Annotated in this window: 22 protein-coding genes; 18 read left to right on the forward strand and 4 right to left on the reverse strand. The window is 41.4% G+C overall.

Annotation, left to right across the window (positions count from 1 at the left end):
- Positions 1-57: 57 nt before the first annotated feature.
- From H8S07_RS01670 to H8S07_RS01680, 3 genes are all read left to right on the forward strand, one after another.
- On the forward strand, positions 58-1,581 hold the full coding sequence (locus H8S07_RS01670) for an alanine/glycine:cation symporter family protein (RefSeq protein ID WP_186855306.1): 1,524 nt from the start codon (positions 58-60) through the stop codon (positions 1,579-1,581).
- 83 nt (positions 1,582-1,664) lie between these two features.
- The gene (locus H8S07_RS01675) at positions 1,665-1,802 is read left to right on the forward strand and encodes a hypothetical protein (RefSeq protein ID WP_158549892.1); all 138 of its coding nucleotides are present in this window, start codon (positions 1,665-1,667) and stop codon (positions 1,800-1,802) included.
- Positions 1,799-2,641, forward strand: a complete 843-nt coding sequence (locus H8S07_RS01680) for an L-ribulose-5-phosphate 3-epimerase (protein ID WP_186855307.1) — start codon at positions 1,799-1,801, stop codon at positions 2,639-2,641. The genes H8S07_RS01675 and H8S07_RS01680 overlap by 4 nt, the downstream gene beginning before the upstream one ends.
- A 133-nt stretch (positions 2,642-2,774) precedes the next feature.
- On the opposite strand, the gene H8S07_RS01685 is transcribed toward H8S07_RS01680, so the two are convergent.
- Positions 2,775-3,101, reverse strand: coding sequence for a tRNA-binding protein (locus H8S07_RS01685; RefSeq protein WP_021861419.1), 327 nt, complete (start codon positions 3,099-3,101; stop codon positions 2,775-2,777).
- A gap of 237 nt (positions 3,102-3,338) precedes the next feature.
- On the opposite strand from H8S07_RS01685, the gene H8S07_RS01690 reads away from it, so the two are divergent.
- From H8S07_RS01690 to H8S07_RS01700, 3 genes are read left to right on the forward strand one after another with little or no spacing between them, the layout of a single operon-like run.
- On the forward strand, positions 3,339-5,063 hold the full coding sequence (locus tag H8S07_RS01690; RefSeq protein ID WP_186855308.1) for an ABC transporter ATP-binding protein: 1,725 nt from the start codon (positions 3,339-3,341) through the stop codon (positions 5,061-5,063).
- Between the two features lie 41 nt (positions 5,064-5,104).
- The gene (locus H8S07_RS01695; protein WP_021861417.1) at positions 5,105-5,362 is read left to right on the forward strand and encodes a hypothetical protein; all 258 of its coding nucleotides are present in this window, start codon (positions 5,105-5,107) and stop codon (positions 5,360-5,362) included.
- Between the two features lie 45 nt (positions 5,363-5,407).
- Positions 5,408-6,289: an exonuclease domain-containing protein gene (locus H8S07_RS01700; RefSeq protein ID WP_118288454.1), complete on the forward strand. Its 882-nt coding sequence runs from the start codon at positions 5,408-5,410 to the stop codon at positions 6,287-6,289.
- An 83-nt stretch (positions 6,290-6,372) separates the two neighbouring features.
- Here the strand turns inward: H8S07_RS01700 and H8S07_RS01705 are convergent, their stop codons facing one another.
- A complete protein-coding gene (locus tag H8S07_RS01705) occupies positions 6,373-7,401 on the reverse strand; it encodes an aldo/keto reductase (RefSeq protein WP_186855309.1) in 1,029 nt (342 codons plus the stop codon).
- A gap of 214 nt (positions 7,402-7,615) precedes the next feature.
- Here H8S07_RS01705 and H8S07_RS01710 point away from each other — a divergent pair, with 214 nt between their 5' ends.
- Positions 7,616-8,215 (forward strand): hypothetical protein, encoded by a 600-nt coding sequence (locus H8S07_RS01710; RefSeq protein ID WP_243175945.1) that lies wholly within the window; start codon positions 7,616-7,618, stop codon positions 8,213-8,215.
- Between the two features lie 180 nt (positions 8,216-8,395).
- Here the strand turns inward: H8S07_RS01710 and H8S07_RS01715 are convergent, their stop codons facing one another.
- Positions 8,396-8,665, reverse strand: coding sequence for a hypothetical protein (locus H8S07_RS01715; protein ID WP_186855310.1), 270 nt, complete (start codon positions 8,663-8,665; stop codon positions 8,396-8,398).
- Between the two features lie 236 nt (positions 8,666-8,901).
- On the opposite strand from H8S07_RS01715, the gene H8S07_RS01720 reads away from it, so the two are divergent.
- The 3 genes from H8S07_RS01720 (at position 8,902) to trpS (ending at position 11,732) form a co-directional block, all read left to right on the forward strand.
- Positions 8,902-9,354 carry an Hsp20/alpha crystallin family protein gene (locus H8S07_RS01720; protein WP_021861412.1) on the forward strand — a complete coding sequence of 151 codons (453 nt, stop codon included), beginning with the start codon at positions 8,902-8,904 and terminating at the stop codon, positions 9,352-9,354.
- A 156-nt stretch (positions 9,355-9,510) separates the two neighbouring features.
- Entirely contained in the window at positions 9,511-10,542 is a 1,032-nt protein-coding gene (locus H8S07_RS01725) for a DnaJ C-terminal domain-containing protein (RefSeq protein WP_186855311.1), read from the forward strand.
- Positions 10,543-10,670: 128 nt separating this feature from the next.
- The gene (gene trpS, locus H8S07_RS01730) at positions 10,671-11,732 is read left to right on the forward strand and encodes a tryptophan--tRNA ligase (RefSeq protein ID WP_117537379.1); all 1,062 of its coding nucleotides are present in this window, start codon (positions 10,671-10,673) and stop codon (positions 11,730-11,732) included.
- 174 nt (positions 11,733-11,906) lie between these two features.
- On the opposite strand, the gene H8S07_RS01735 is transcribed toward trpS, so the two are convergent.
- The gene (locus tag H8S07_RS01735) at positions 11,907-12,935 is read right to left on the reverse strand and encodes a YeiH family protein (protein WP_186855312.1); all 1,029 of its coding nucleotides are present in this window, start codon (positions 12,933-12,935) and stop codon (positions 11,907-11,909) included.
- 252 nt (positions 12,936-13,187) lie between these two features.
- On the opposite strand from H8S07_RS01735, the gene H8S07_RS01740 reads away from it, so the two are divergent.
- The 8 genes from H8S07_RS01740 to hslO all read left to right on the forward strand — a co-directional run bounded on the left by H8S07_RS01740 (position 13,188) and on the right by hslO (position 25,213).
- On the forward strand, positions 13,188-14,165 hold the full coding sequence (locus H8S07_RS01740; RefSeq protein WP_243175946.1) for a tRNA-dihydrouridine synthase family protein: 978 nt from the start codon (positions 13,188-13,190) through the stop codon (positions 14,163-14,165).
- A gap of 86 nt (positions 14,166-14,251) precedes the next feature.
- Positions 14,252-14,743, forward strand: coding sequence for a prolyl-tRNA synthetase associated domain-containing protein (locus tag H8S07_RS01745; RefSeq protein ID WP_021861407.1), 492 nt, complete (start codon positions 14,252-14,254; stop codon positions 14,741-14,743).
- 99 nt (positions 14,744-14,842) lie between these two features.
- Positions 14,843-15,829 (forward strand): CPBP family intramembrane glutamic endopeptidase, encoded by a 987-nt coding sequence (locus H8S07_RS01750; RefSeq protein WP_117537378.1) that lies wholly within the window; start codon positions 14,843-14,845, stop codon positions 15,827-15,829.
- A gap of 127 nt (positions 15,830-15,956) precedes the next feature.
- Complete coding sequence (gene gltB, locus H8S07_RS01755) at positions 15,957-20,492, forward strand: glutamate synthase large subunit (RefSeq protein ID WP_186855313.1); 4,536 nt, start codon at positions 15,957-15,959, stop codon at positions 20,490-20,492.
- 13 nt (positions 20,493-20,505) lie between these two features.
- Positions 20,506-22,008: a glutamate synthase subunit beta gene (locus H8S07_RS01760; RefSeq protein WP_186855314.1), complete on the forward strand. Its 1,503-nt coding sequence runs from the start codon at positions 20,506-20,508 to the stop codon at positions 22,006-22,008.
- 158 nt (positions 22,009-22,166) lie between these two features.
- Positions 22,167-23,330, forward strand: coding sequence for a coiled-coil domain-containing protein (locus H8S07_RS01765; protein WP_186855315.1), 1,164 nt, complete (start codon positions 22,167-22,169; stop codon positions 23,328-23,330).
- Positions 23,331-23,482: 152 nt separating this feature from the next.
- Positions 23,483-24,250 (forward strand): class I SAM-dependent DNA methyltransferase, encoded by a 768-nt coding sequence (locus H8S07_RS01770; protein WP_021861402.1) that lies wholly within the window; start codon positions 23,483-23,485, stop codon positions 24,248-24,250.
- A gap of 87 nt (positions 24,251-24,337) precedes the next feature.
- On the forward strand, positions 24,338-25,213 hold the full coding sequence (gene hslO, locus H8S07_RS01775; protein WP_118288460.1) for an Hsp33 family molecular chaperone HslO: 876 nt from the start codon (positions 24,338-24,340) through the stop codon (positions 25,211-25,213).
- Positions 25,214-25,229: the final 16 nt, after the last annotated feature.

A 25,229-nucleotide genomic window follows, 5' to 3' on the forward strand; every position in this document is an offset into this window, starting at 1 on the left:
CAGGATGTCTTATGGTAACATAAATGCATTGGCAAAATATTTAAGGGAAAAGGGAAAATGGAAGTATTTGTAAAAGTTATGAACATGGTCAACGACATCATATGGGCACCGGTTATGTGTGTGTTCCTGATGGTTGCTGCACTTTGGTTCACAGTAAGACTTCGCGGCATGCAGGTGAGACGATTAAAAGATATGGTTCACTGCCTGCTCGAAGAAGGCCACAATGACAAAGATACAGGTCTGTCACCATTTCAGGCATTTGCGACGACGGTCGGAGGACGTGTCGGAACCGGTAATATTGCCGGAACAGCGACAGCGATCTTCATGGGTGGTCCGGGAGCATTGTTCTGGATGTGGATCACAGCGATCTTAGGAGCATCTACCGGAATGGTAGAGTGTATGCTCGGACAGGCTTATAAGACAAGAAATCTGGGAGAGCTGACCGGAGGTCCGGCATTCTACATGTCCAGAGGAATGAAGAATAAATATTTCGGAAAGGTACTTGCTGTACTGTTTTGTATTGCGGTATTTATCGGACCGGGATTTTTACTTCCGGCGATGCAGACACAGACAGCAGCTACAGCAGTAAACGGAGCGTTTGGACTTCCGTTTATTGTAGTCGGACTTGCAATGACAGTGATCGTCGGTATCGTCATCATGGGCGGTATCAAACGAATCGGACAGGTTGCAGAATTTCTGGCACCGATCATGTGCGGTATTTATTTCCTGATCACGATTCTGATCATCGTAATGAACATCCAGAAAGTACCGAGTGTATTTGGATCTATTTTTACAAGTGCATTTGGTAAGGATGCTGTATTTGGCGGAATCGTAGGTTCCGCAGTTGCATGGGGAATTAAACGTGGATTCTTCTCCAATGATGCCGGTAATGGTATGAGCCCGTTAATATCAGCTACAACAGACACCTCACATCCGGTAAAGCAGGGACTTGTGCAGGGATTATCTGTATATATTGACACATTGCTTGTATGTACCTGTACCGGAATTTCTGTATTGATGGCAGGAACTTATAATGTCTCAGCAGACGGTGGTAAGAGCGCAGCACTTCTGATTGAACACGCGCCGGGAGTACAGTACGGAATCGCATTCATGCAGGAAGCGATGTCCGATACAATTGGAAAAGCAGGAGCAATGCTGCTTGCAGTGATGTTGTTTATCTTTATTTTTACAACCATGTTGTCTTATTCTTATCAGTTAGAATCAACATGCAAATATCTCTTTGGAGAGAACAGGATGATTGTAACTGTAGTCAGGATTTTATTTTTAATTTTCTGCCTGTTTGGAATCTTGATTGACGGAGATACCATCTGGCCAATGGGTGATATCGGAGTCGGCTGTATGTTATGGGTAAATACATTCAGTGTTCTGCTTCTGACACCGAAAGTACTGAAGATTGTAAAGGATTATGAGACACAGATTAAGCTTGGATTAGATCCTTTATTTGATCCTGCGACAGTTGGCATTGAAGACGAAGCTGGTGTATGGGATATATATGTTCAGAAGAAAAAGGAACGCGGAGACTATGAGAACGAATCACTTGGATACGCAAAGAAATCATAGTATCTGTTTTTGAAGAAAATGGAGCCTATCCGGAAACTTATATCGGATAAGGCTCTAATTTTGGTTTTAACGGGGGCATGCTTGTGGATCAGACGGATGATCCGAGAATAAAAGATGCTGTGAAGATTGCGTATCTGAAAAAAATGTGGGATAATAAAAGCAGGCTATTTACAGGAACGACAACAGATGTAACAAAGAAAATGAGAGAGGTGGCAGTGTGAAGAAGTATAAGATAGGCTTGTATGAAAAAGCAATGAGAAGTACACTTTCCTGGAAGGAAATGCTTGAATGTACAAAAGACTGTGGATATGATTACATGGAGATCAGCATTGATGCTTCAGAGAAGCGTATCAGCCGTGTGTATATGAGTGAACAGGAGCGTAAAGAAATCGTAGATGCGATGTTTGAGACGGGAGTCCCAATCCAGTCTATGAGTGTCAGTGCATTGACAAAATACGCAGTAGGAGATCCGGATCCGGAGATCCGTAACCGTGGCATGGAGATTGCAGTTAAATCAATTGAATTTGCAGCAGCAATTGGCATACGTACAGTGATGATTCCGGGATATGATATTTATTTTGGAGAATCTACAGTAGAGACGAAACGGTATTTCCTTGAAAATATCCGTATTATGGCAGAAGTGGCAGAGAGAGAAGGCGTGCTTCTTGGATTTGAGACAATGGAAAATGAATTTATGAATACAGTCGGAAAGGCTGTTCATTATGTAGACCGTGTCAATTCTCCGTATCTGAAAATCTATCCGGATGCTGGTAATATTACGAATGCAGCGGTTTTATATAAGCATGATGTGTGTGAAGATCTGTTGCTTGGTGAAGGAAGACTGATCGCACTGCATTTGAAAGAAACAAAACCGGGAATTTTCCGCGAAGTTCCATTCCTGACCGGACACGTGAAATTTGAGAGAGTCATTAAAACGGCATGGAAACTGGGCGTGCGCCGTTATGTAACGGAACTCTGGGATGTAGGGCAGGACAGTTGGAAAGAAGATATTTGCTTTGCAAATCAGAGTATGAGAAAATTACTGGATGCACAGGAATAACATGAATACATGACAAATCAGAAAACCTGATTTTTGAAGCTATAACAGAAAGAGACTACCTGTTGAGGTGACATACCCTGCATCAGGTAATCTCTTTTTATACGGAACAATTAGCAACTGCAAATTAGCAGATTTAATAAATCTTACTTCCATTCTTCACCGGTGAGACGGATGTCAATATAATGCATCCTTTGTCGGTATCACTTCCGAGAATACGGATTTCACTTTTTACATCACCGATCCGGATCGGTTCAAAATTACATATACAGACAACCTGTTTTCCAATCAGTTCTTCCGGTTCATAATTTGTAAGCTGTGCCGAACTGTTTTTAATACCGAGTTCATCACCGAGGTCTACAGTGATTTTATAAGCTGGCTTTCGCGCTCTTTTGTTCAGGGACACGGCAGTAACTGTGCCGACACGCATGTCAATTTCATCAAAATGTTCTAAAGAAATCATAGCGATACCTCCTCAGATAATATATAGAATAGTATATGCTATAGTATATACTTAAAGTGTTTGTGAAACAAGTATCAATAAGAAAAGAAGTTTATTGAAAAAATGTGTGAAAGAACAGTTATGTAACATAGAGAATGGTTATAAAAGGGTGGAAGTACGAAAGAAAATCATTTATAATAGGAAAAGTGCCGAAAATGAATCAGGCATATTGAATCATTATAGAAAGAGGGCATTTTTATGTATACAATAAAGAAATTTATTCAATATTATGCGCCGTATAAAGGTGTATTTTTCCTTGATCTTGTATGCGCGGCGGTTATAAGTCTTGTGGATCTGGCATTTCCGCAGATCCTTCGTACAATGACGAAGACATTATTTACCGAAACACCGGAGAAAATACTGCATGCGCTATTACCGGTCGGAATTGTTTTGCTGATTGTATATCTTGTGCAGATGGGCTGTAAATATTATGTCAGCTATCAGGGACATATGATGGGAGCGAGAATGGAACGCGACATGCGCCAGCAATTATTTGAACATTATGAAAAATTATCGTTTTCTTATTATGATCAGAACAATTCCGGACAGATGATGAGCAAATTAGTTTCAGATTTGTTTGATATATCTGAGTTTGCACATCATGGACCGGAAAATTTATTTATCTCACTGATTAAGATCATCGGTTCGTTTGTATTTTTATTCCTGATCAACTGGAGACTGGCGATTCCATTGCTGGTGCTGGTTGTATTTATGCTGTTTTTCTCTTATGGACAAAATCGTAAAATGCAGGAAACTTTTATGGATAACCGGAGAAAGATCGGAGATGTGAATGCGAGTCTGCAGGATACACTTGCGGGAATCCGGGTTGTGCAGTCTTTTGCAAATGAGACAGTTGAATGTGAAAAATTCAAGAAAAGCAATGAAGGATTTTTAAAATCCAAAGATGCCAATTATCACTGTATGGGAAGTTTTATGAGTGGAAATCTCTTTTTCCAGGGATTGATGTATCTGGTGACACTTGTATTTGGTGGATGGCTGATCGCACATGGACAGATGGAAGCTGCTGATCTTGCCATGTATGCATTATATATCGGAATCTTCATCAGTCCGATCCAGATTCTTGTAGAACTGACAGAAATGATGCAGAAAGGCTTATCCGGTTTTCATCGTTTCCTGGATGTTATTGATACAGAGCCGGAAATTGTAGATGCGCCGGGAGCAGAAGAACTTACAGATGTAACAGGGCATGTCTGCTATGAGGATGTTTCTTTCCATTACAGCGATGATGATACATCGGTACTTTCCCATGTGTCATTTGAAATTCCGGCAGGAAAATCAATTGCACTTGTCGGACCTTCCGGAAGTGGAAAGACAACCATCTGTTCTTTACTTCCGAGATTTTATGATGTGACAGGTGGAAAAATAACGATTGACGGAAAAGATATCAGAAATCTTACACTCGAGAGTCTTCGTGAGACGATCGGGTTGGTGCAGCAGGATGTCTATCTATTCTGTGGAACAATCCGGGAAAATATTGCATATGGAAAACCAGGAGCTTCGCAGAAAGAGATTGAAAGTGCAGCAAAAAAGGCGAATATTCATGATTTTATTATGGGATTACCGGATGATTATGATACATTTGTAGGAGAACGTGGAACAAGACTGTCCGGTGGACAAAAGCAGAGAATATCGATCGCCCGCGTATTTTTGAAGAATCCATCAATCCTGATCCTGGATGAAGCAACCAGTGCATTGGACAATGAAAGTGAACGTCATATCCAGAAGAGCCTGGAAGAGCTGGCGAAAAACCGCACAACCATTACGATCGCACATCGGTTATCTACGATACGGAATGCGGACGAGATACTTGTTGTAGCAGAGAGTGGAATTGAAGAACGCGGTACGCATGAAGAACTTTTGAAAAAAGATGGCATTTATGCACATTATAATGAAATGGTGTAAGAGTTTAATAAACAGATGATATCAGAGAGTGAGGCAGACAGATGAATGAATTATTCGAAGTAATTGAAAAAAAGATAAAAGAAGCAGGATACCCGAGAAAGATTTCCGGAGCAGATGTATATGATGATATCTGTGACCAGATTGAAGGAAAAGAAAACGGAGAGTATATTTTATTATCCAAAATTGAGGATGATGTAATTTTTGAATATCATATTACAATTCAGGATGAAGATTTTAATCTCGGAATCTTAACAATGAAAACACCGGAAGGTACGTTCGAGGCAGATTTTGACGCATAAAAAGTGCCGGAGCGAAAAATAAGTTGATGAACAAGAGGTGGCTCTTTGGGAAAGACAAGAAAGAAATATACAATCAAAAGAAAAAAATCAAAAGCAGTTTTTAAAGCTGCAGATTTTCTGGAAGAAGGAAGGATTGCTTTTCTGGATTCCGAATATGTGACGTCACAGAAGAAAGGCGGTCCACCGGCAAAACTGGTATCGCTTGGTATGGTGATCTGTCGGGAGAATTTTGAGGAAGTAGAGAGGTTTCATTCTTATATTTATAATGATGAACCGCTGCATGATAAATTCCGCGAGCTTACCGGGATCACGGAAGAGGAGCTCCTGCAGGCACCACCTTATGAACAGGTTATGAAAGAAGTGGCAAGAAAACTGCGCGCACGTAATGTCAGAATAATCTGCGTATGGGGACCGGATCAGCAGGTGATCAGCCAGGATTTAAAATATTATCGGACAGGCATTTCCAAACACATCCGCAAGACAGTGAGTCAGATGCTTGAACAGATGCGCGATATCGAGGGAATCTATTCCAGAAAGCTGAATATGCACAGCATAGGCATTGCGAATCTGAAGCTGTTATGCGGACTTGGCTCTTCTGTCAGTCATGATGCACTGGAAGACGCAGTGGATTTGAAAAATGTGATTGCATATCTGGATGTACACGGCTGTCCGGAGCGTGCGGCACAGATGCTCAGACAATATATGAAGGAAAAAGAACTGTATTACAGATACCGGAGATTCCACGAGAAGTGGGATGGAATATCGGAAGCTGTAGTCAGAAAAAGCAGAGAGCTTATAAATGAACTGGAGAAAAGCGGGATGATGGAAGCGAGAGCGCTCCTAGATGACTTGAGAGTGATCTGTACCGGAGAAGACAGTTCATTTGAAGAACCGGAAGAATATATGGAGCGGATGAAGGAAAAATGACTGATCACATCATTCTAAGTGTGACCAGTCCTGTTTTGGTGGGAGAACCACGACTGTTATGATTTTGTGCGTGGAGAGGCTGGTTACTGTACTTTTACTTCTCCGGCAAGTACTTTTTTGTAATCTTCATAATTCTTTTTCAGAAGCTCCGGTGTGTTTAATTCATACGGACATTTCTTCCTGCACTGTCCGCAGTTCAGGCAGTTTTCAATTTTGCGCATCTCTTCCTGCATTTCCGGTGTCAGCCAGGCTTCGGATGGCGCACGGCGGAGCATCAAAGACATTCTGGCGCAATTGTTGATCTGGATACCGGCAGGACATGGCATACAATATCCACAGCCGCGGCAGAATTCTCCGGTCAATACTTTCTGCTCTTTTTCAATGTAAGCGGCCAGATCCGGTGTCATGGATGGCGTCTGCTCCATGTAGCTGAGCCATTCTTCCAGTTCGTCCTCTTTCTGGATTCCCCAGATTGGAAGCGCATTATCGTATTGCGTCATATAAGCCATGGCTACTTCGGAGCGGTTGATCAGACCGCCGGCAAGTCCCTTCATAGCGATAAATCCCATATTTTTTTCTTTACAGGCGTTCACCAGTGCGATTTCCCTTTTAGAAGAAAGATAACTGAACGGATACTGCAAAGTCTCGTACAGACCGCTTTCGACGATTTCTTCTGCTACACCCAGCTTATGTGCAGTAATTCCGATATGGCGGATCGTACCTTCTTCTTTTGCTTTTTGTAGGCATTCATACATTCCAGTGCCATCTCCTGGACGGTAACACTGTGGTACACAATGGAGCTGATAAATGTCAATATAGTCTGTACGGAGATTTTTTAAGGAAGTTTCCAGCTCTTTCCAGAAATCGTCCGGTGTCTTGGCGGCTGTTTTAGTGGCAATGTATACCTTGGCTCGCATACCATCAAAGGCTTCCCCAACCTTGATCTCACTGTCGCTGTAGGCTCTTGCCGTGTCGAAGAAACGCATGCCACCCTCATAGGCTCTGCGCAGCAATTTCACAGCATAGTCCTGACAGACGCGCTGGATTGGTAAAGCGCCGAACGCATTCTGTGGAACAGTAATACCTGTTTTTCCTAATGTAACTTGTTTCATAGATTTTCCTCCTCATTATGGATTATTAAAGTGGAATTTATATTAAGTAATTATAACATAACACTTTTCTTTGATAGTTACATCTGAAAAAATTTCAAAAAATTACACTCACTCTTGATAATGGAAGTCGATTTTTGTCCTGTCTTGTGTATCTCGAAAGTGGCTGCTTTACAGGCTTTCCGTTGCATCGGTTATTTTGTCTGGTAAAGTTGATTTGCGTATCAATATTTATCGAGGTCAGGTTGATACCAATAACGCCATAATTAACGCCAATGACACTAAAAATGGCGCTAATGGCATTAATTGTGGCACTGATTTGGATGGAAAGAAAATTGTTGTAATCAGTGATATTCGTTTTAAAGGAAAGAGGAATATCAATTGGGAAGAAGTTGAGCAGTATTTAAAAGAATACATAGGAGATTGCTATGAAGTAGTCGAAACCTCGGAGCAAGTCTATATTGGTTCAGATTTTCCAGGAGAATTAAAAGGATCTGGAGATACCAAAAGATTATATGGAGCGAATGCGAAAGCAAAGGCTAATGCTACCCAGGGAATTCCTATGCTTCTTCAATGTGCTACGAATAAACGATGGCAGGAAAACTTTAAAGGAAAGCATAACGTTGATGCAAAGTTTGACTGGTATAGATTTACGATAAGGTTTGCACTTCCAGTATATAACAATGATACTGGAGATCTTGAACGGTTTAATATATTCAGGATAGAAATGTTGATACGACATGTTGCAGACGGAAATTTATATTTGTATGACATGGTGAACATAAAAAAAGAAACGAGCACCCCGCTTGAGCAATAGCTGTACGGTAACAAACCCATTTCTTGATTATATGATACATTGAACAGTATTAAATGTCAACGAAAAAAGCATAAGAAATTTCAATGAAAAGCCGGCCCAGCTATTCATCGGAAAGACCATAGAAAAGACAGGTTCAGATACACTGATTACCCTCAGTGCGTCCGGACCTGTTTTATGTTGCTATCGTTTCTTTCGGTTACCTTTGCCACGCTTGCTTCCTGAAGATTTCAGCATATCGGATTTACAAAGGATGCCCATCAAAGTGACAAATTCATCTTTGGTGAGTTTGCTATATTTGATTCCTAATTGTTTCAGGAACATGGCAACTTGGGCTTCTTCAGCAGATCCTTCAAAATGATTGGCTTGATCCAAAGCATTTTTTACAACATCGGCTCCGGTAGTATCAGCAGTTGTACGGTGCTGGGTCTTGCAGAGCGTTATTTTTACCATTTTGCATGGCTTGTAGTGTTCACAAAATCTTCACAAAATAATTAGCACTCACCTCTTGACAGTGCTAATAGTAAATGTTATAGTACAACTAGAACAAAGGAAGAGGGATAAAAAGAAAGAACTTCTTAGAAATCCGGAATCCTGGATGTTCCAGATAACAACACATCAGATATTCCAGACGAATATTTCATATGTGCTTAATAATATTTATAAAGTATTGGAAGGAGATATGACTTATGATGATGCCTAGTATTTTTGGAGAAAACTTATTTGATGATTTTATGAATGATTTTACATTCCCGAAATTCCCGGATGTAGAGAAAGAACTTTATGGTAAACATGCAAAGAACTTAATGAAGACAGATGTAAAAGATACCAAAGAGGGTTATGAAGTAGATATTGATCTTCCTGGATTTAAGAAAGATGAGATCCAGATGGAACTGAAAGAAGGAGTTTTAACAGTCAGTGCAGCTAAAGGACTGGATAAGGATGAAGAGAAGAAGGATGGAACTTACATCAGAAAAGAACGTTATGCAGGAAGCATGAGTAGAAGCTTTTATGTAGGTAAACATGTAACGGAAGAAGATATCCATCCGAAATATGAGAATGGTATTCTTTCCTTCAGCGTTCCAAAAGAGGAAGCAAAACCGGTAGAAGAGAAGAAACATTATATCAGCATTGAGGGATAACAACAGAGCTGCAATGTAAAATTCGTATTACCTCGCGGGCATGATCCCGCGGGGTAATCTTCATATAGATGGTTTTCATAAAATGTTAAAACAAGATTACAATACACTCTGTGTGGGGTGTAAATAACAGCAATAAAGAAAAACGGGAGGGATTTTATGGCGGCGAAAAGAGATTATTACGATGTTCTTGGAGTTGCACGTAACGCAGATACCGGAACAATAAAAAAAGCTTACCGTAAACTGGCGAAAAAGTACCACCCGGATACGAATGCAGGAAATGAGCAGGCAGCGGAGAAATTTAAGGAAGCTACCGAAGCATATAATATATTAAGTGATAAAGAAAAAAGAAAAATGTATGACCAGTATGGACATGCAGCATTTGACGGATCTATGGGAGCTGACGGTGCTTATGGAAATGGTAGTGCGTCTGGTGGCGGCACTTACCGTTATGCAGGACCGGATGGTACATTTCATGAATATCATTTCGAAGGAAATGGAGATATGGATGATTTCCTAAAGCAGATGTTCGGTGGTGCGTTTCATGGTTTCGGCGGCGCACACAGTTCATTTGGAGGTTTCGGCAGACAAACAGGAAACCAGGGCGGAAATTCCTACAGAAATTATGGAAGGAGTTTTCAACAGGATGGTGCAGATGTGGAGGCGGATATTACAGTTTCCTTTGAGGATGCGGCTTTCGGATGTGAAAAACTGATCCATGTGACAGATGGAAGCGGAGAACGGAAGTCTCTGAAAGTGAAGATACCTGCCGGAATTGATACCGGACAGAGCATCCGGCTCCGTGGCAAAGGCAGTCCGGGATATGGCGGTGGAAAAGACGGTGATCTGTTCTTGAAAGTGACTGTCAGCATGAAACCGGGATATGAACGTAAAGGAAAAGACGTATACAGTACTGTTCAGATTCCATTTACAACAGCTGTGCTGGGAGGAGAAACAATCGTGCAGACGCTGACCGGTAAGGTTATGTGTAAAATCGCACCGGGTACACAGTCTGGAACGAAGATCAGACTTCGAGGCAAAGGAATCGTATCTATGAAAGATAAAAATATACGGGGAGATCAATATATAACTGTTCGAATCCAGGTACCGAAAAATCTGAGCGAAGATGCAAAGAGAAAATTAAAGGCTTTTGAAGAAGCCTGTGAAAAAAAAGGAAGAGGCGCTGCGTAAGTGCCTTTTTCTTTTTTTGTTGCCTGTATTGTTGACGGTCTGTCGTTCGCGCTTTATAATAAAAGGGTTAAGAAAAATACACTTTCTGTATGGAAATGTGTGAATGATATAGCGTAAGGAGAACAAGAATGAGCAAAATTATTTTAACAGGTGACCGTCCGACCGGTCGGCTTCACGTAGGACATTATGTAGGATCCCTGAAAGAGCGTGTAAAACTGCAGAATTCCGGTAAGTTTGACGAGATTTATATTATGATCGCGGATGCACAGGCACTGACAGATAATGCAGAGCATCCGGAGAAGGTACGCCAGAATATTATGAATGTAGCGCTGGATTATCTTGCTTGCGGAATCGATCCGGAGAAAGCGAATATTTTCATTCAGTCTATGGTTCCGGAACTGACAGAATTTACATTTTATTATATGAATCTTGTTACTGTATCCCGTGTACAGAGAAACCCTACAGTAAAAGCTGAGATCCAGCAACGTAATTTTGAAGCAAGTATTCCGGTTGGATTTTTTTGCTATCCGATCAGTCAGGCGGCAGATATTACCGCTTTCCGTGCAACAGCCGTTCCGGTTGGAGAAGACCAGCTTCCGATGTTAGAACAGTGCAAGGAAATCGTACACAAGTTCAACAGTGTATATGGCGAGACACTTACAGAGCCTGAGATCATTCTTCCGTCTAATAAAGCATGTCTGCGTTTGCCGGGGATTGATGGTAAAGCGAAGATGAGCAAGTCTCTTGGAAACTGCATTTATCTGTCTGATGAGCCGGAAGACATTAAGAAGAAAGTTATGTCCATGTTTACAGATCCGAATCATCTGCGTGTGGAAGATCCGGGACAGGTAGAAGGCAATCCGGTATTTATTTATCTGGATGCATTTTGTAAGGATGAGTATTTCGCAGAATTTTTACCGGATTATGCAAATCTGGATGAATTAAAGGCACATTATCAGCGTGGTGGTCTTGGTGATGTGAAAGTTAAGAAATTCCTGAATAATGTTATGCAGGCAGAACTGGAGCCGATCCGTGCAAGAAGAAAAGACTGGGAAAGCAGAAAGACAGATGTTTATGATATTCTGAAAGCCGGAACAGAAGTTGCCCGTGCAAAAGCAGCCCAGACACTGCATGATGTGAAAGATGCAATGCATATCAATTACTTTGACGATGCAGATTTGTTAAAATAATTGATATTCAAGGAATCTGCCAGAGATAGTTTCTGCCAGAGATTGTGATAATTATAATAATAGTAAAAAATAAAACGGCAGTTCGTGGATAGATATAATTGAGATGTTTTCAAAGATCTGATTCCATAAACTGCCGTTTTGCTGTAATAACTTTGTTATTACAGCAGAGATATCCTACCAGATTCCAAGTATATGCTGCATGCCAAGACTTGCAAGAGCAATTCCAACCCAGCAGCAGAAACCGAGCAGAAGTGGTTTTCCACCGGTTTTGATGAGCTTGATAATATTTGTATTCAGACCGACTGCGCTCATGGCTAGAACGATAAAGAATTTACTCAGTGTTTTCAGTGGAGTGAATACATCTGCGGAGATACCGCAGGAAGTCGCAATTGTTGTAATGACAGAAGCAAGTACAAAATAAAGAATGAACATTGGAAAGATTTTTTTCAACTCTACTTTTTTGCCTTCAGCTTTCTGACTTCGTGTGCGGATGAATGCAAGTGCCAGAGTGATCGGAATGATCGCAAGTGTACGTGTCAGTTTAACGGTAGCGGCTTTATCCAGTGTCGCAGAACCCAGGTGGTACAGAGAATCCCATGTAGATGCCGTTGCTGTTACAGAAGAGGTGTCGTTGACAGCCGTTCCGGCAAAGATTCCAAATGATTCGCCGCTTGTTGTGGAAAAGCCAAGAATTCCGCCCAGCGTTGGAAACAGTAAAGCTGCAATCATATTGAAAAAGAAGATTACAGAGATTGCCTGTGCGACTTCGTCATCATCTGCATCAATGACCGGTGCTGTAGCTGCAATTGCAGAACCACCACAGATGGAAGATCCGACGCCAACCAGAGTAGAGATGTTGCCCGGAATATGCATGATTTTATGCAATACATAGGCAAGAATCAGAGAAGTTGCGATTGTGGTTACAATGATCGGAAGTGATTGCTTCCCGGTTTCCAGAATAACAGTCAGGTTCAGCCCGAACCCAAGAAGGATGACAGCATACTGTAATACTTTCTTTGATACAAAAGTAATCCCACTCTGGAAAGCAGATTTGTCTTTGATAAATAATGTCAGGATCATCCCGACAAGAATACCGAATACCGGTCCGCCGATAATTGGAAAATGTTGTCCCAGTATCCAGCAAGGAATAGCGATGCAGAGACATAATAAGATCCCTTTCGTATTTTTCTTTAAAAATTCCATTTGATATACTCCTTTAGATTTTGTTATATTTCCGTCAGATATGATAGCACACAATGAAAAAAATGAAAAGAAAAACAGAACAGGGAGAGTAGTTCGTAATATTTAAACAAGCCAGTCACCGCGCCATACGATAATAACAGGACAGATCGAAGTTTAGATCAATCGGAAAATTATTTCAAGACAGCTAGTGTATAAAAATCATTGCAGTGGTGAGAAAGCTTTGCTAGAATGTTGAAAGATGAAAAGGAGAACATGATGGCAAAGTATTACCTTGCCCCGATGGAGGGGATCACGACCTATATTTTCAGGAACGCGTATCATAAGTATTTTCGGAAAATGGATAAATATTATACACCTTTCTTCGTACCGCATAGTAAGCGCGGGCTGAATTTGAAAGAACAGGAAGAGATTCTGCCTGCGCATAATGCAGGACTTTTTGTTGTTCCACAGATTTTAAGCAACAATGGAAATGACTGTGTACAGACGATTGAAAAACTGAAACGATATGGATACGAAGAGATCAATCTGAATTTTGGCTGTCCGTCAAGGACGGTTGCATCAAAATACCGTGGCTCCGGATTCCTTGCAAAGACGGAAGAACTGGATCGATTTCTGGATACCGTATTTTCGAATGAAAAAGATGTGAAAATCTCTGTGAAAACGAGGCTTGGAAGAGATGAACCGGAAGAATTTGAACGGATTCTTTCTATATATAATCAGTATCCGCTGGAAGAGTTGATCATTCATCCGCGAGTACAGAAGGATTACTATATGCATGAGGTAAGACTTTCCTGGTATGCATATGCCGAAGGACACAGCAGACACAGTCTTTGCTATAACGGAGAACTGAATACTGTAAAAAATATCCAGGAGATGCAGCAGAGATTTCCACAGACAGACTGCTGGATGATCGGACGAGGAATGATCGCTAATCCGGGACTTTTGATGGAACTGGAAGCAGAGAAATTAAAAAATGAAAAGAAAATACAAAGCTATGGTGGCTTTTCGATAGAAAAAGAGCGTATGGCAGCATTTCTGCAAGATATCTGCATTCATTATGAAGAAGCAAGTCCGAAAGAAATATATGTATTATTTAAAATGAAAGAAATCTGGACTTACTTGATGCGGTATTATCCAGATCATCTGGAAAAAATAAGAAAAATCAAGAAAACACAGACAATAGAGGAGTATAAGCGAGAAGTGCAAGAAATTTTCACTTTACTTCGTTAAATAAATACCATATAATAAATAAAAAGTTTATTTGTAAATACAGACAGACTGTCTGAAATTGCAAAGAGAAGAAAGGGGCTTTTAATATGGAAGACCAGAAAAAACGCGTATATGATGCGCTTGATAAATTGAAAATTAAATATGAAGTTGTGGAACATGAACCGGTGCATACAATGGAAGATATGGATAGGCTAGGACTTCCCGAAAAAGGAACTTTATGTAAGAATCTTTTTCTGAGAGACTCTAAAGGAAAGAGACATTTCCTTGTTACCTGTGATGAGAAGAAGAAAGTAGATTTAAAATCTCTTGGAAGACAGCTCGGAGCAGGCAATTTAAGTTTTGCATCTGAAGAACGTCTGGAAAAATATCTGGGAGTAAAACAGGGAAGTGTGACACCGTTTGGACTGATGAATGATACCGATCACGCAGTAGAATTTTTCATTGATAAAGATCTCAGTAAATGCAAAAGCATGGGAATCCATCCGCTGGAGAATACAGCGACAGTATTTTTATCATTTAAGGATCTGGACAAATTCCTGTGGGATCTGGATGTGGATGTTGTAAAAGTACGATTATAAGAGAATTATAAAATATAAAGATATTTAATAGTTTTTTAATTGCATGTTCGTTGTGTTCGAAGTAGAATAGTACAGTGACAGAAGAAAGTGAGGAATACTATGGATCATTATCAATACAACGGACAACAGACACCCCCGGTGAATCGCAACAGTTACGGGAACCAGATCTGGTATATCTGGGGACCGATCGTAGTGAAAATAGTGATCGGTATGATTGTATCCGGTGTGGCATCGGCAGCGATCGGGGCAGCATATATGATCAGACATTATGGACTGTCGGCACAGATGACAGATTATGCACAGCAGATTGCAAACATATATCAGAAGGATTATGTACAGATTTTAAAAGCGGTGACAAAGGAAGCAGCAAGGCTTTCTTCCTATGTAGAAGGTGTGGCGGCATTTGTAACAATTCCGGTGTTGCTTATCATGTTCCACAAAGACAGGATCAGGGAGAAACTTACCGGATTTACACCGAATAAGAAAGCGCCACTGTGGAAATACAGTGCAGTAGCGCTCTTAAGTGCAACATTATGCGTAGGAGTGAACAACTTGCTTATTATAGGCAACATTACAACTGTCAGCGAGGAGTATCAGACAGTAATGCAGGGATTCTATTCCGCACCGCTTCTGATACAGGGCATATCACTTGGCATATTAGTTCCAATCTGTGAGGAACTGGTATTTCGTGGACTCGTTTTTCAGAGGCTGCGTATGCGGAGCGGATTTTTATCTGCGGCATTGTATTCAGCAGTGATCTTCAGCTTGCTGCATGGCAATATGGTTCAGATGATATATGCACTTTTCCTTGGAGTGGTATATGCTTATATGTATGAAAAATACGGTTCTGTGAAAGCACCGATATTTGCACATATGGTTGCAAATCTGATTTCCGTATTTGCAACACATTACAACTGGTTTGAGTGGATGGCAAAAAATCCGATGCGGATCGGCATTATTACTGTTTTATGTGGAACGATCGGTTCCAGCATGTATGTATGGATGCAGCGGATCGATGAAAAGCCGGATCATCCGAATAAACCGGAACAGACTTTGCATCAGGAAAATCTGACTTCTCAAGAGTAGAGAAGTCAGATTTTTTGTATATATACGAGCAATTATCTGAATATCTGACAATTTAAGAAAAAAAGAGGTTTACAAGCTGGAAAAATTGTAGTATAGTAGGACAAAAATAAGAAAGGAAAGAAAAGGTATGTATGAGCAGAAGCAGAATCTGCATACCGGTTTGTATCGCACAGAGTTTGAACATGATAACTGTGGTATCGGTGCAATCGTTAATATCAAGGGCAGGAAATCCCATAACACGGTAGCAGATGCACTTAAGATTGTAGAAAATTTAGAACATAGAGCTGGCAAGGATGCCGAAGGTAAAACAGGTGATGGAGTTGGAATTCTATTACAGATTTCACATAAGTTTTTCTCCAAAGTCTGTGAACCTCTCGGCATCCTTTTACGTTCTGAGAGAGATTATGGTGTGGGAATGTTTTTCTTCCCGCAGGATGAACTGAAAAGAGAACAGGCAAAGAAGATTTTTGAAGTTATTGTCAGAAAGGAAGGAATGAATTTCCTGGGATGGAGACAGGTACCGGTAAAAGAGGAAGTACTTGGAAGCCGTGCAGCAGCTTGTATGCCATGCATTATGCAGGGATTTATTGAAAGACCGGAGCATATTGCGCAGGGAATTGATTTTGACAGACGTTTGTATGTTGTAAGAAGAGTCTTTGAGCAGAGCAGTGATGATACTTATGTAGCGTCTCTTTCAAGTAGGACAATTGCGTATAAGGGTATGTTCCTTGTCGGACAGCTTCGCTCTTTTTTTGCGGATCTGCAGGATAAAGACTATGAATCTGCAATTGCACTGGTACATTCCAGATTCAGTACAAACACAAATCCGAGCTGGGAGAGAGCACATCCGAACCGGTTCATTGTACATAATGGAGAGATCAATACAATTCGTGGTAATGCGGATAAGATGCGTGCCAGAGAAGAAAATATGGAATCTGAGTGCCTGAAAGGAGAATTGCATAAAGTTCTTCCGGCGATCAATACATCCGGATCCGATTCCGCGATGCTTGATAATGCCATCGAATTTATGGTAATGAGCGGAATGGAACTGCCACTGGCAGTGATGATCGCGATTCCGGAGCCATGGGCAAATACAAAAAATCTGTCACAGAAGAAAAAAGATTTCTATCAGTATTATGCAACAATGATGGAGCCATGGGACGGACCGGCATCTATTCTGTTCAGTGACGGCGACTGCATGGGAGCAGTACTGGACCGGAATGGATTACGTCCTTCCAGATATTATATTACGGAAGACGATACGTTGATCCTATCTTCTGAAGTAGGTGTACTTGATATTGATCCGTCTAAGATCATTGTTAAAGAGCGTCTGCATCCGGGCAAGATGCTTCTTGTGGATACAATAAAAGGTAAAGTGATTGATGACGATGAACTGAAAGAATCTTATGCAAGAAGACAGCCGTATGGAGAATGGCTGGACAGCAATTTGATCGAGTTAAAAGATTTAAAAATACCGAATCAGAAAATTGAAACATATTCAGAGGAGGAACTCGGAAGATTACAGAAAGCATTCGGTTACTCTTATGAAGATGTGAAGACTTCTATTTTAAATATGGCGAAAAATGGAACAGAAAGCACTGGAGCCATGGGAATTGATTCCCCGCTTGCCGTTCTTTCACAGAAATCTCAGAATCTGTTCGGATATTTCAAACAGTTATTTGCACAGGTTACTAATCCACCGATTGATGCAATCCGTGAAGAAGTCGTAACATCTACAACCGTATATATTGGTGAGGATGGCAACCTGTTGGAAGAAAAAGCAGAAAACTGTAAAATGTTAAAGGTAAATAATCCAATTCTTACCGATACAGACCTGCTGAAAATTAAAAATATGAAAACAGAAGGTTTCCAGGTTACAGAGATCCCGATCACTTATTATAAAAATTCCAGTCTGGAAAAGGCGATGGATTACTTATTTATCGAAGTAGACCGTGCAATCCGTGAAGGAACCAATATTCTGATCCTTTCCGACCGTGGTGTGGACGAATATCATGTGGCAATGCCGTCACTTCTTGCATTGTCAGGACTTCAGCAGCATCTGGTACGGACAAAGAAGAGAACTTCTGTGGCTATTATTCTGGAAACAGGAGAACCGAGAGAAGTCCATCATTTTGCAACACTGCTTGGCTATGGTGCATGTGCGATCAATCCGTATCTTGCACATGAGACAATACGCCAGCTTATTGATACTGATATGTTGCAGAAAGATTATTATGCTGCAGTTGACGATTATAACCATGCGGTTATCAGCGGAATTGTAAAGATTGCCTCCAAGATGGGAATTTCCACCATTCAGTCTTATCAGGGTGCAAAAATCTTTGAAGCGATCGGTTTGAAAGAGTGTTTTATTGATAAATATTTTACAGATACGGTCAGCCGTGTCGGAGGAATCGGAATTGAAGAGATATCGGAAGATTACAGTGCGAGACATTCCCGTGCATTTGATCCGCTTGGACTGGAAGTGGAGCTGACACTGGATAGTGTCGGGCATCATAAATCCAAAAGCGGTGGCGAAGAACATCTGTACAATCCGCAGACAATCCACATGCTGCAACAGTCAACCAGACGTGGTGATTATGAAATGTTCCGGAAATATACGGAGATGGTCAATGCAGAAGGAGAAAAAATCAATTTGCGTGGACAACTCGACTTCAATTACCCGGAAGAAGGCGTTCCGATTGAAGAAGTTGAGAGCGTAGATGATATCGTAACAAGATTTAAGACAGGAGCAATGTCTTACGGTTCTATTTCCAAAGAGGCGCATGAGACACTGGCAATAGCTATGAATCAGCTCCATGGAAAATCAAACAGTGGTGAAGGTGGCGAAGAAATTGAACGTCTGGACACAAACCGTTGTTCTGCAATCAAGCAGGTAGCGTCTGGAAGATTTGGCGTAACATCCCGTTATCTAGTTAGCGCAAATGAAATCCAGATTAAAATGGCACAGGGTGCAAAACCGGGCGAAGGTGGACATCTTCCGGGAGGAAAAGTATATCCGTGGATCGCAAAGACCAGACATTCAACGCCGGGGGTAAGCCTGATTTCACCACCGCCACATCATGATATTTATTCTATCGAAGATCTGGCACAGTTGATCTACGATTGTAAAAATGCAAATAAAGATGCAAGAATTTCAGTAAAACTTGTATCCGAAGCCGGTGTTGGAACAGTCGCAGCCGGTGTTGCAAAAGCCGGTGCAGGTCTGATCCTGATCTCCGGATATGACGGAGGAACAGGTGCGGCGCCAAGAAGTTCGATTCATAATGCTGGACTTCCGTGGGAACTGGGACTTGCAGAAACGCATCAGACATTGATCGCCAATGGGTTAAGAGAGCGTGTGCGGATCGAGACAGATGGAAAATTAATGAGTGGGCGTGATGTTGCAATCGCAGCTATTTTAGGGGCAGAAGAATTTGGATTTGCCACAGCACCGCTGGTCACAATGGGATGCGTTATGATGCGTGTCTGCAATCTGGATACCTGCCCGGTAGGAGTAGCAACCCAGAATCCAGAGCTTCGTAAACGTTTTACCGGGAAACCGGAATATGTTGTGAACTTTATGCGTTTTATGGCGCAGAATCTGAGGGAATACATGGCAAAATTGGGTGTCCGTTCGATTGACGAACTGGTAGGAAGAACAGAACTCCTCAAAGTAAAAGATGTACCGGTGTCTGAACGTGCAGAAACCCTGGATTTAAGTAAAATTCTTTATAATCCGTATGATAAAAAGACAGTGCCAATGACCTTTAACCCAAAGAAAGTTTTCAATTTTGAGCTGGAAAAAACACTGGACGAGAAGGTACTTATAAAAGAATTACTTCCGGCACTGGAGAAAAAACAAAAACGGGTTCTCGAAATTGACGTTGCGAATACCAATCGAACATTTGGTACTATTTTCGGATCGGAGATTACAAGACGTTATCCGGAAGGACTGGATGAAGACAGCTATGTGATCAAGTGCAAAGGCGCAGGCGGTCAGTCTTTTGGCGCATTTATTCCAAAAGGACTGACACTGGAACTTACAGGTGACAGCAATGATTATTTTGGCAAAGGATTATCCGGCGGTAAACTGATCGTATATCCGCCGACAGGAGTGAAATACAAACACGAAGATAATATCATTATTGGAAACGTTGCACTTTACGGAGCCACAAGTGGTAAAGCATACATCAATGGTATGGCAGGCGAGCGTTTTGCAGTCCGCAATTCCGGTGCGACAGCAGTTGTGGAAGGTGTAGGCGACCATGGCTGTGAATATATGACCGGAGGACGTGTAGTAGTTCTTGGGAAAACCGGTAAAAACTTCGCGGCAGGTATGAGTGGCGGAGTTGCTTATGTGCTGGACGAAGATAATGACCTCTATCTGAGTGTAAATAAACAGCTTGTAAATATTGAACATGTTACAGCAAAGATGGATGTAGAAGAACTGAAAACAATGATTGAAGAACATGTTGCTTATACGAATTCAGAAATTGGTAAAAAAATTCTGGAACATTTCACAGATTATCTTCCAAAATTCAAAAAGATCATTCCTGCTGACTATGAGAAGATGATGACAACGATCCTCCAGTTAGAAGAGCAGGGAATGAGCAGTGAACAGGCAAAAATCGAAGCTTTTTACATGATCAAAGAAGGAAGATAAGGAGGCGCACAAAATGGGAAAAGCAACAGGATTTATGGAATATGACAGACAGGATAAGAAAGCAGAGGCGCCAAAGGAGCGAATCCGGAATTTTAAAGAGTTTTATAAACCATTATCGGAAGAAGAACAGAAAATTCAGGGAGCAAGATGTATGTCCTGTGGTGTACCATTCTGTCAGTTTGGTCAGATGATCATGGGAATGGCGAGTGGATGCCCGTTACATAATCTGATTCCGGAGTGGAACGATCTTTTGTATCACGGGAACTGGGAAGAAGCGTACTATAGATTAAAGAAAACAAATAATTTCCCGGAATTTACATCAAGAGTATGTCCGGCGCTTTGCGAGGCAGCTTGCACATGTGGATTGAACGGAGACGCAGTAGCGACAAAATCTAATGAATATGGCATCATAGAACATGCGTATAAAATGGGATATGCGGATGCAAGACCGGTGAAAGTACGCACCGGAAAAAAAGTTGCAATTGTTGGTTCCGGACCGTCCGGACTGGCGGCAGCAGATCTTCTGAACCGTCGCGGACATCATGTCACTGTTTTTGAAAGGGAAGACAAAGTTGGAGGACTTCTCCGCTATGGAATTCCGAATATGAAATTGGAAAAACAGATTATCGATCGGAAGATAAAGATCATGGAAGAGGAAGGTGTGATTTTTCAGACAAGTTGCAATATCGGAAAAGATAAACGGGCTTCTTCTATATTAAAGGAGTTTGACCGTGTAATCTTATGCTGTGGTGCGTCCAACCCAAGAGATATCAAAGTTCCGGGAAGAAAAGCCGATGGTATTTATTTTGCAGTGGATTTTCTTAAATCTACGACGAAAGCACTCTGGGCAAATCCTGAACATGAATTAAAAGAAGACACTTATATTTCAGCCAAAGGAAGAAAAGTTATGGTTATCGGCGGTGGAGATACCGGAAATGACTGCGTTGGAACATCCATGCGCCATGGTGCGGCATCTGTTTTACAACTGGAAATGATGCCGAAAGCACCGGATCAGAGAACAGAGATGAATCCGTGGCCGGAGTGGCCGAGAGTCTGCAAGACCGATTATGGGCAGCAGGAGGCAGCAGCAGTATTCGGACAGGATCCGCGAGTATACCAGACAACCGTAAAAGAATTTGTCAAAGATAAAAACGGACGTGTCTGCAAGGCAATTCTGGTAAGGCTTGAATCAAAACAGGATGCAAAAACCGGAAGACGTATGATGGTGGAAATACCAGGCAGCGAATATGAGGTGGAGACCGATCTGGTGCTGATCGCAGCAGGATTTCTGGGAAGTGAATCTTATATTACGAAAGCATTTGGCGTAGAAGTAAATGCGAGAACGAATGTAAGTACGAATCCGGGAGAATATAAGACCAGTGCAGAACATGTATTTACAGCAGGCGATATGCACCGCGGACAATCACTTGTCGTATGGGCGATCCGTGAAGGAAGAGAAGTGGCTGAGGCTGTTGATAAGAGCCTGATGGGATATACAAATCTGAATATCCAGTAGGAGTGTATTCGATCTTCTTTTCAGATAAGAGTTCTGGTAAATGTTACAAAATTATTAAAAGTTATTGCAAAATTGTTTTTTATAGAGTATAATCGTCCCTAGATAGTGATACTATGTCAAATTAGAATTAAAGAAATGTTAAGAAAAAGGATGATATAATGAAAAAATTTGGAGTGAAACTATTATCAGTTGTAGTGACCAGTTCGATGATCGTGACACCTGTAATGGCAGCACCTTCGGTAAAAGATTTAAAACAGAATAAAAAGGCAGCACAGAAACAGGTTGATTCATTGCAGACACAGTTGACAGGCATTATTGAGAAAATCAATAATCTGGAAGATGAGCTGGTTGTAACAGGTGAGAAGATCGAGACAACGTCAAAGGATCTGACACAGGCCAAGAAAGACGAGAAGAAACAGTACGAGGATATGAAGCTTCGTATCAAGTATATGTATGAAGAGGGCGACAGTACATTTTTCGAGACACTGGTAAGCTCTACGAACTTCTCTGATATGGTAAACAAAGCCGAGTATGTTACGAATGTACATAATTATGACAGAAAGAAACTGGCTGAGTATGTTGCTACAAAGAAGAAAGTTGCAACTCTGAAGACGAACCTTGAGAAAGAACAGAAGAGTCTGGAGAAGAAGCAGACACAGTTCGAGACAAAACAGGATGATCTTGATAAAGTGCTGACTTCCAAGAAGGCAGAAGTTGCAGATTTGGATTCCGAGATTCAGAAAGCGGCTGAAGCGGCAGCAAAAGCAGCCGAAGCAAAACAGCGTCAGGAAGCAGCTGCAGCAGCAGCGGCTCAGAAGACAAGCGGCAGCAACAAGAACAATACAAGCAATAATAACAGCAACAGCGGAAATAAGAACAACGGTGGAAGCGGCAATAGCGGAAACAGCAACAGTGGTAACAAGAATAACGGTGGAAGCAACAATAATGGCGGAAGCAATAACAGTGGTAATAATAGCGGTGGTAACAGCGGTGGACATTATTCTTCAGGAAGCGCAGTTGTAAGCCGTGCGTACGGAAAGCTTGGATGTCCATATGTATGGGGCGCGTGCGGACCGAACACATTTGACTGCTCCGGTTTCGTAAGTTATTGTCTGACAGGACGGTATGCACGTATCGGTACATCAGGTACATTTGCAGGATGGCCACGTGTAAGCAATCCAAAGCCGGGAGACGTATGTGTACGTTCCGGCCATGTAGGAATTTATATTGGTGGAGGACAGATGATCCATGCACCGCATACAGGAGACGTTGTTAAGGTATCCAGTGTACAGTCCGGAATGTGGTATGTACGCAGACCTTAAAGAGTCTGGATTGTAATATATATGAACATGTATAATAGAAAATGCTCATCACAGCAGTTGTGGTGAGCATTTCTTTTGGCAGTAACTATTTGAAAAGTTTAATGCTTATGTTATAATATGGAAAGCTTGTGACAGAAGAAAGGAGCGCATCAATGAAGGCATATACGAATTTTGCAGAAGTTTATGATACATTCATGGATAATGTTCCATACGAAGAATGGGCAGAATATTTGCTGAAGGTATTAGAACAATATGGGATTAAAGACGGACTGGTACTGGAACTGGGATGTGGGACCGGAACAATGACTGAGATCCTGAATGACAGAGGATATGATATGATCGGTGTGGATAATTCCGAAGATATGTTGGAAATTGCGCTGGATAAAAGAGTAGAAAGTGGAAAAGATATCCTTTATCTGTTGCAGGATATGCGTGAGTTTGAATTATATGGAACGGTCCGCGCAGTTGTGAGTGTATGTGACAGTGTGAACTATATTACAGAGGAGAGCGAACTGGAAGAAGTTTTCCGGCTGGTAAATAATTATCTCGATCCAGGCGGAATTTTTGTGTTTGATTTTAATACAGAATACAAATATCAGAAGATCCTTGCGGATAATGTATTTGCAGAAGACCGGGATGAATGCAGTTTTATCTGGGATAATTATTATGATGAGGAAGACCGGATTAATGAATATGAACTGTCTTTATTTGTAAGAAGTGCAGAGGATCCGGAATTGTATCGCAAATATCAGGAAGTACATTACCAGAAAGCATATACACTGGAGAAGATAAAGACACTGCTTGAAAAAGCAGGACTGTCATATCTGGGCGCTTATGATGCGTATACGCAGGATGCACCGCTTTATACAAGCCAGAGGATCTGTGTTGTAGCACAGGAATGTCAGAAGATGGTAAGATGATTCCATGAATGTGGAATGTCAGAGGATAATAAGAAAATCAAACGAGAAGATAAGTTTAGAAGATAAGATTAGAAAAGGATGTTAAGTATGAAAGATTATATTGTAAGAGCAACAGCAGCAAACGGACAGGTACGTGCTTTTGCTGCAATTACGAGAGAGACAGTAGAAGAAGCCAGACAGCACCATGGAACAAGCCCGGTTGCGACAGCAGCGCTTGGACGTCTGCTGACAGCAGGTACGATGATGGGAAGTATGATGAAGAATGAGACAGACATGCTGACATTACAGGTACGCGGAGACGGACCGATCGGCGGGATTACCGTAACAGCAGACAGCAAGGGAGATGTAAAGGGATATGTTGAGAATCCGGATGTGATGCTTCCACCAAAGAATGGTAAACTGGATGTTGGCGGAGCAGTAGGTATCGGACTTTTGCAGGTTATTAAAGACATGGGACTGAAAGAACCATACTCCGGACAGACGATCTTGGTGAGCAGTGAGATCGCAGAAGATCTGACTTATTATTTTGCAAATTCGGAACAGGTACCGTCTTCAGTAGGTCTGGGAGTATTGATGGAAAAGGACAATACAGTTAAGACTGCAGGTGGATTTATTATCCAGATGATGCCATTTGCAGAGGATGCAACAATAAGCCAGATTGAAGAGAACTTAAAACATGTGACTTCCGTGACAGAACTTCTGGACAAAGGCTATACTCCGGAACAGCTGTTAGAAGAACTGCTTGGCAATGTCGGTCTGGAAATTACGGATACAATGCCGACACGATTTTATTGCAACTGTTCCAAGGAGCGTGTGGAGCAGGCTGTGGCAAGTGTAGGTAAAAAAGATATTCAGGAAATGATCAATGATGGCAAACCAATTGAAGTCAAATGTCATTTCTGTAATACCGCTTATCATTACAGTGTAGAGGAACTGAAAAATATTTTAAAGAGAAGTAAGTAAAGGCAGGCGAAAGAAA

Source organism: Dorea hominis (genome assembly GCF_014287705.1).
GTDB lineage: Bacteria > Bacillota > Clostridia > Lachnospirales > Lachnospiraceae > Dorea_D > Dorea_D hominis.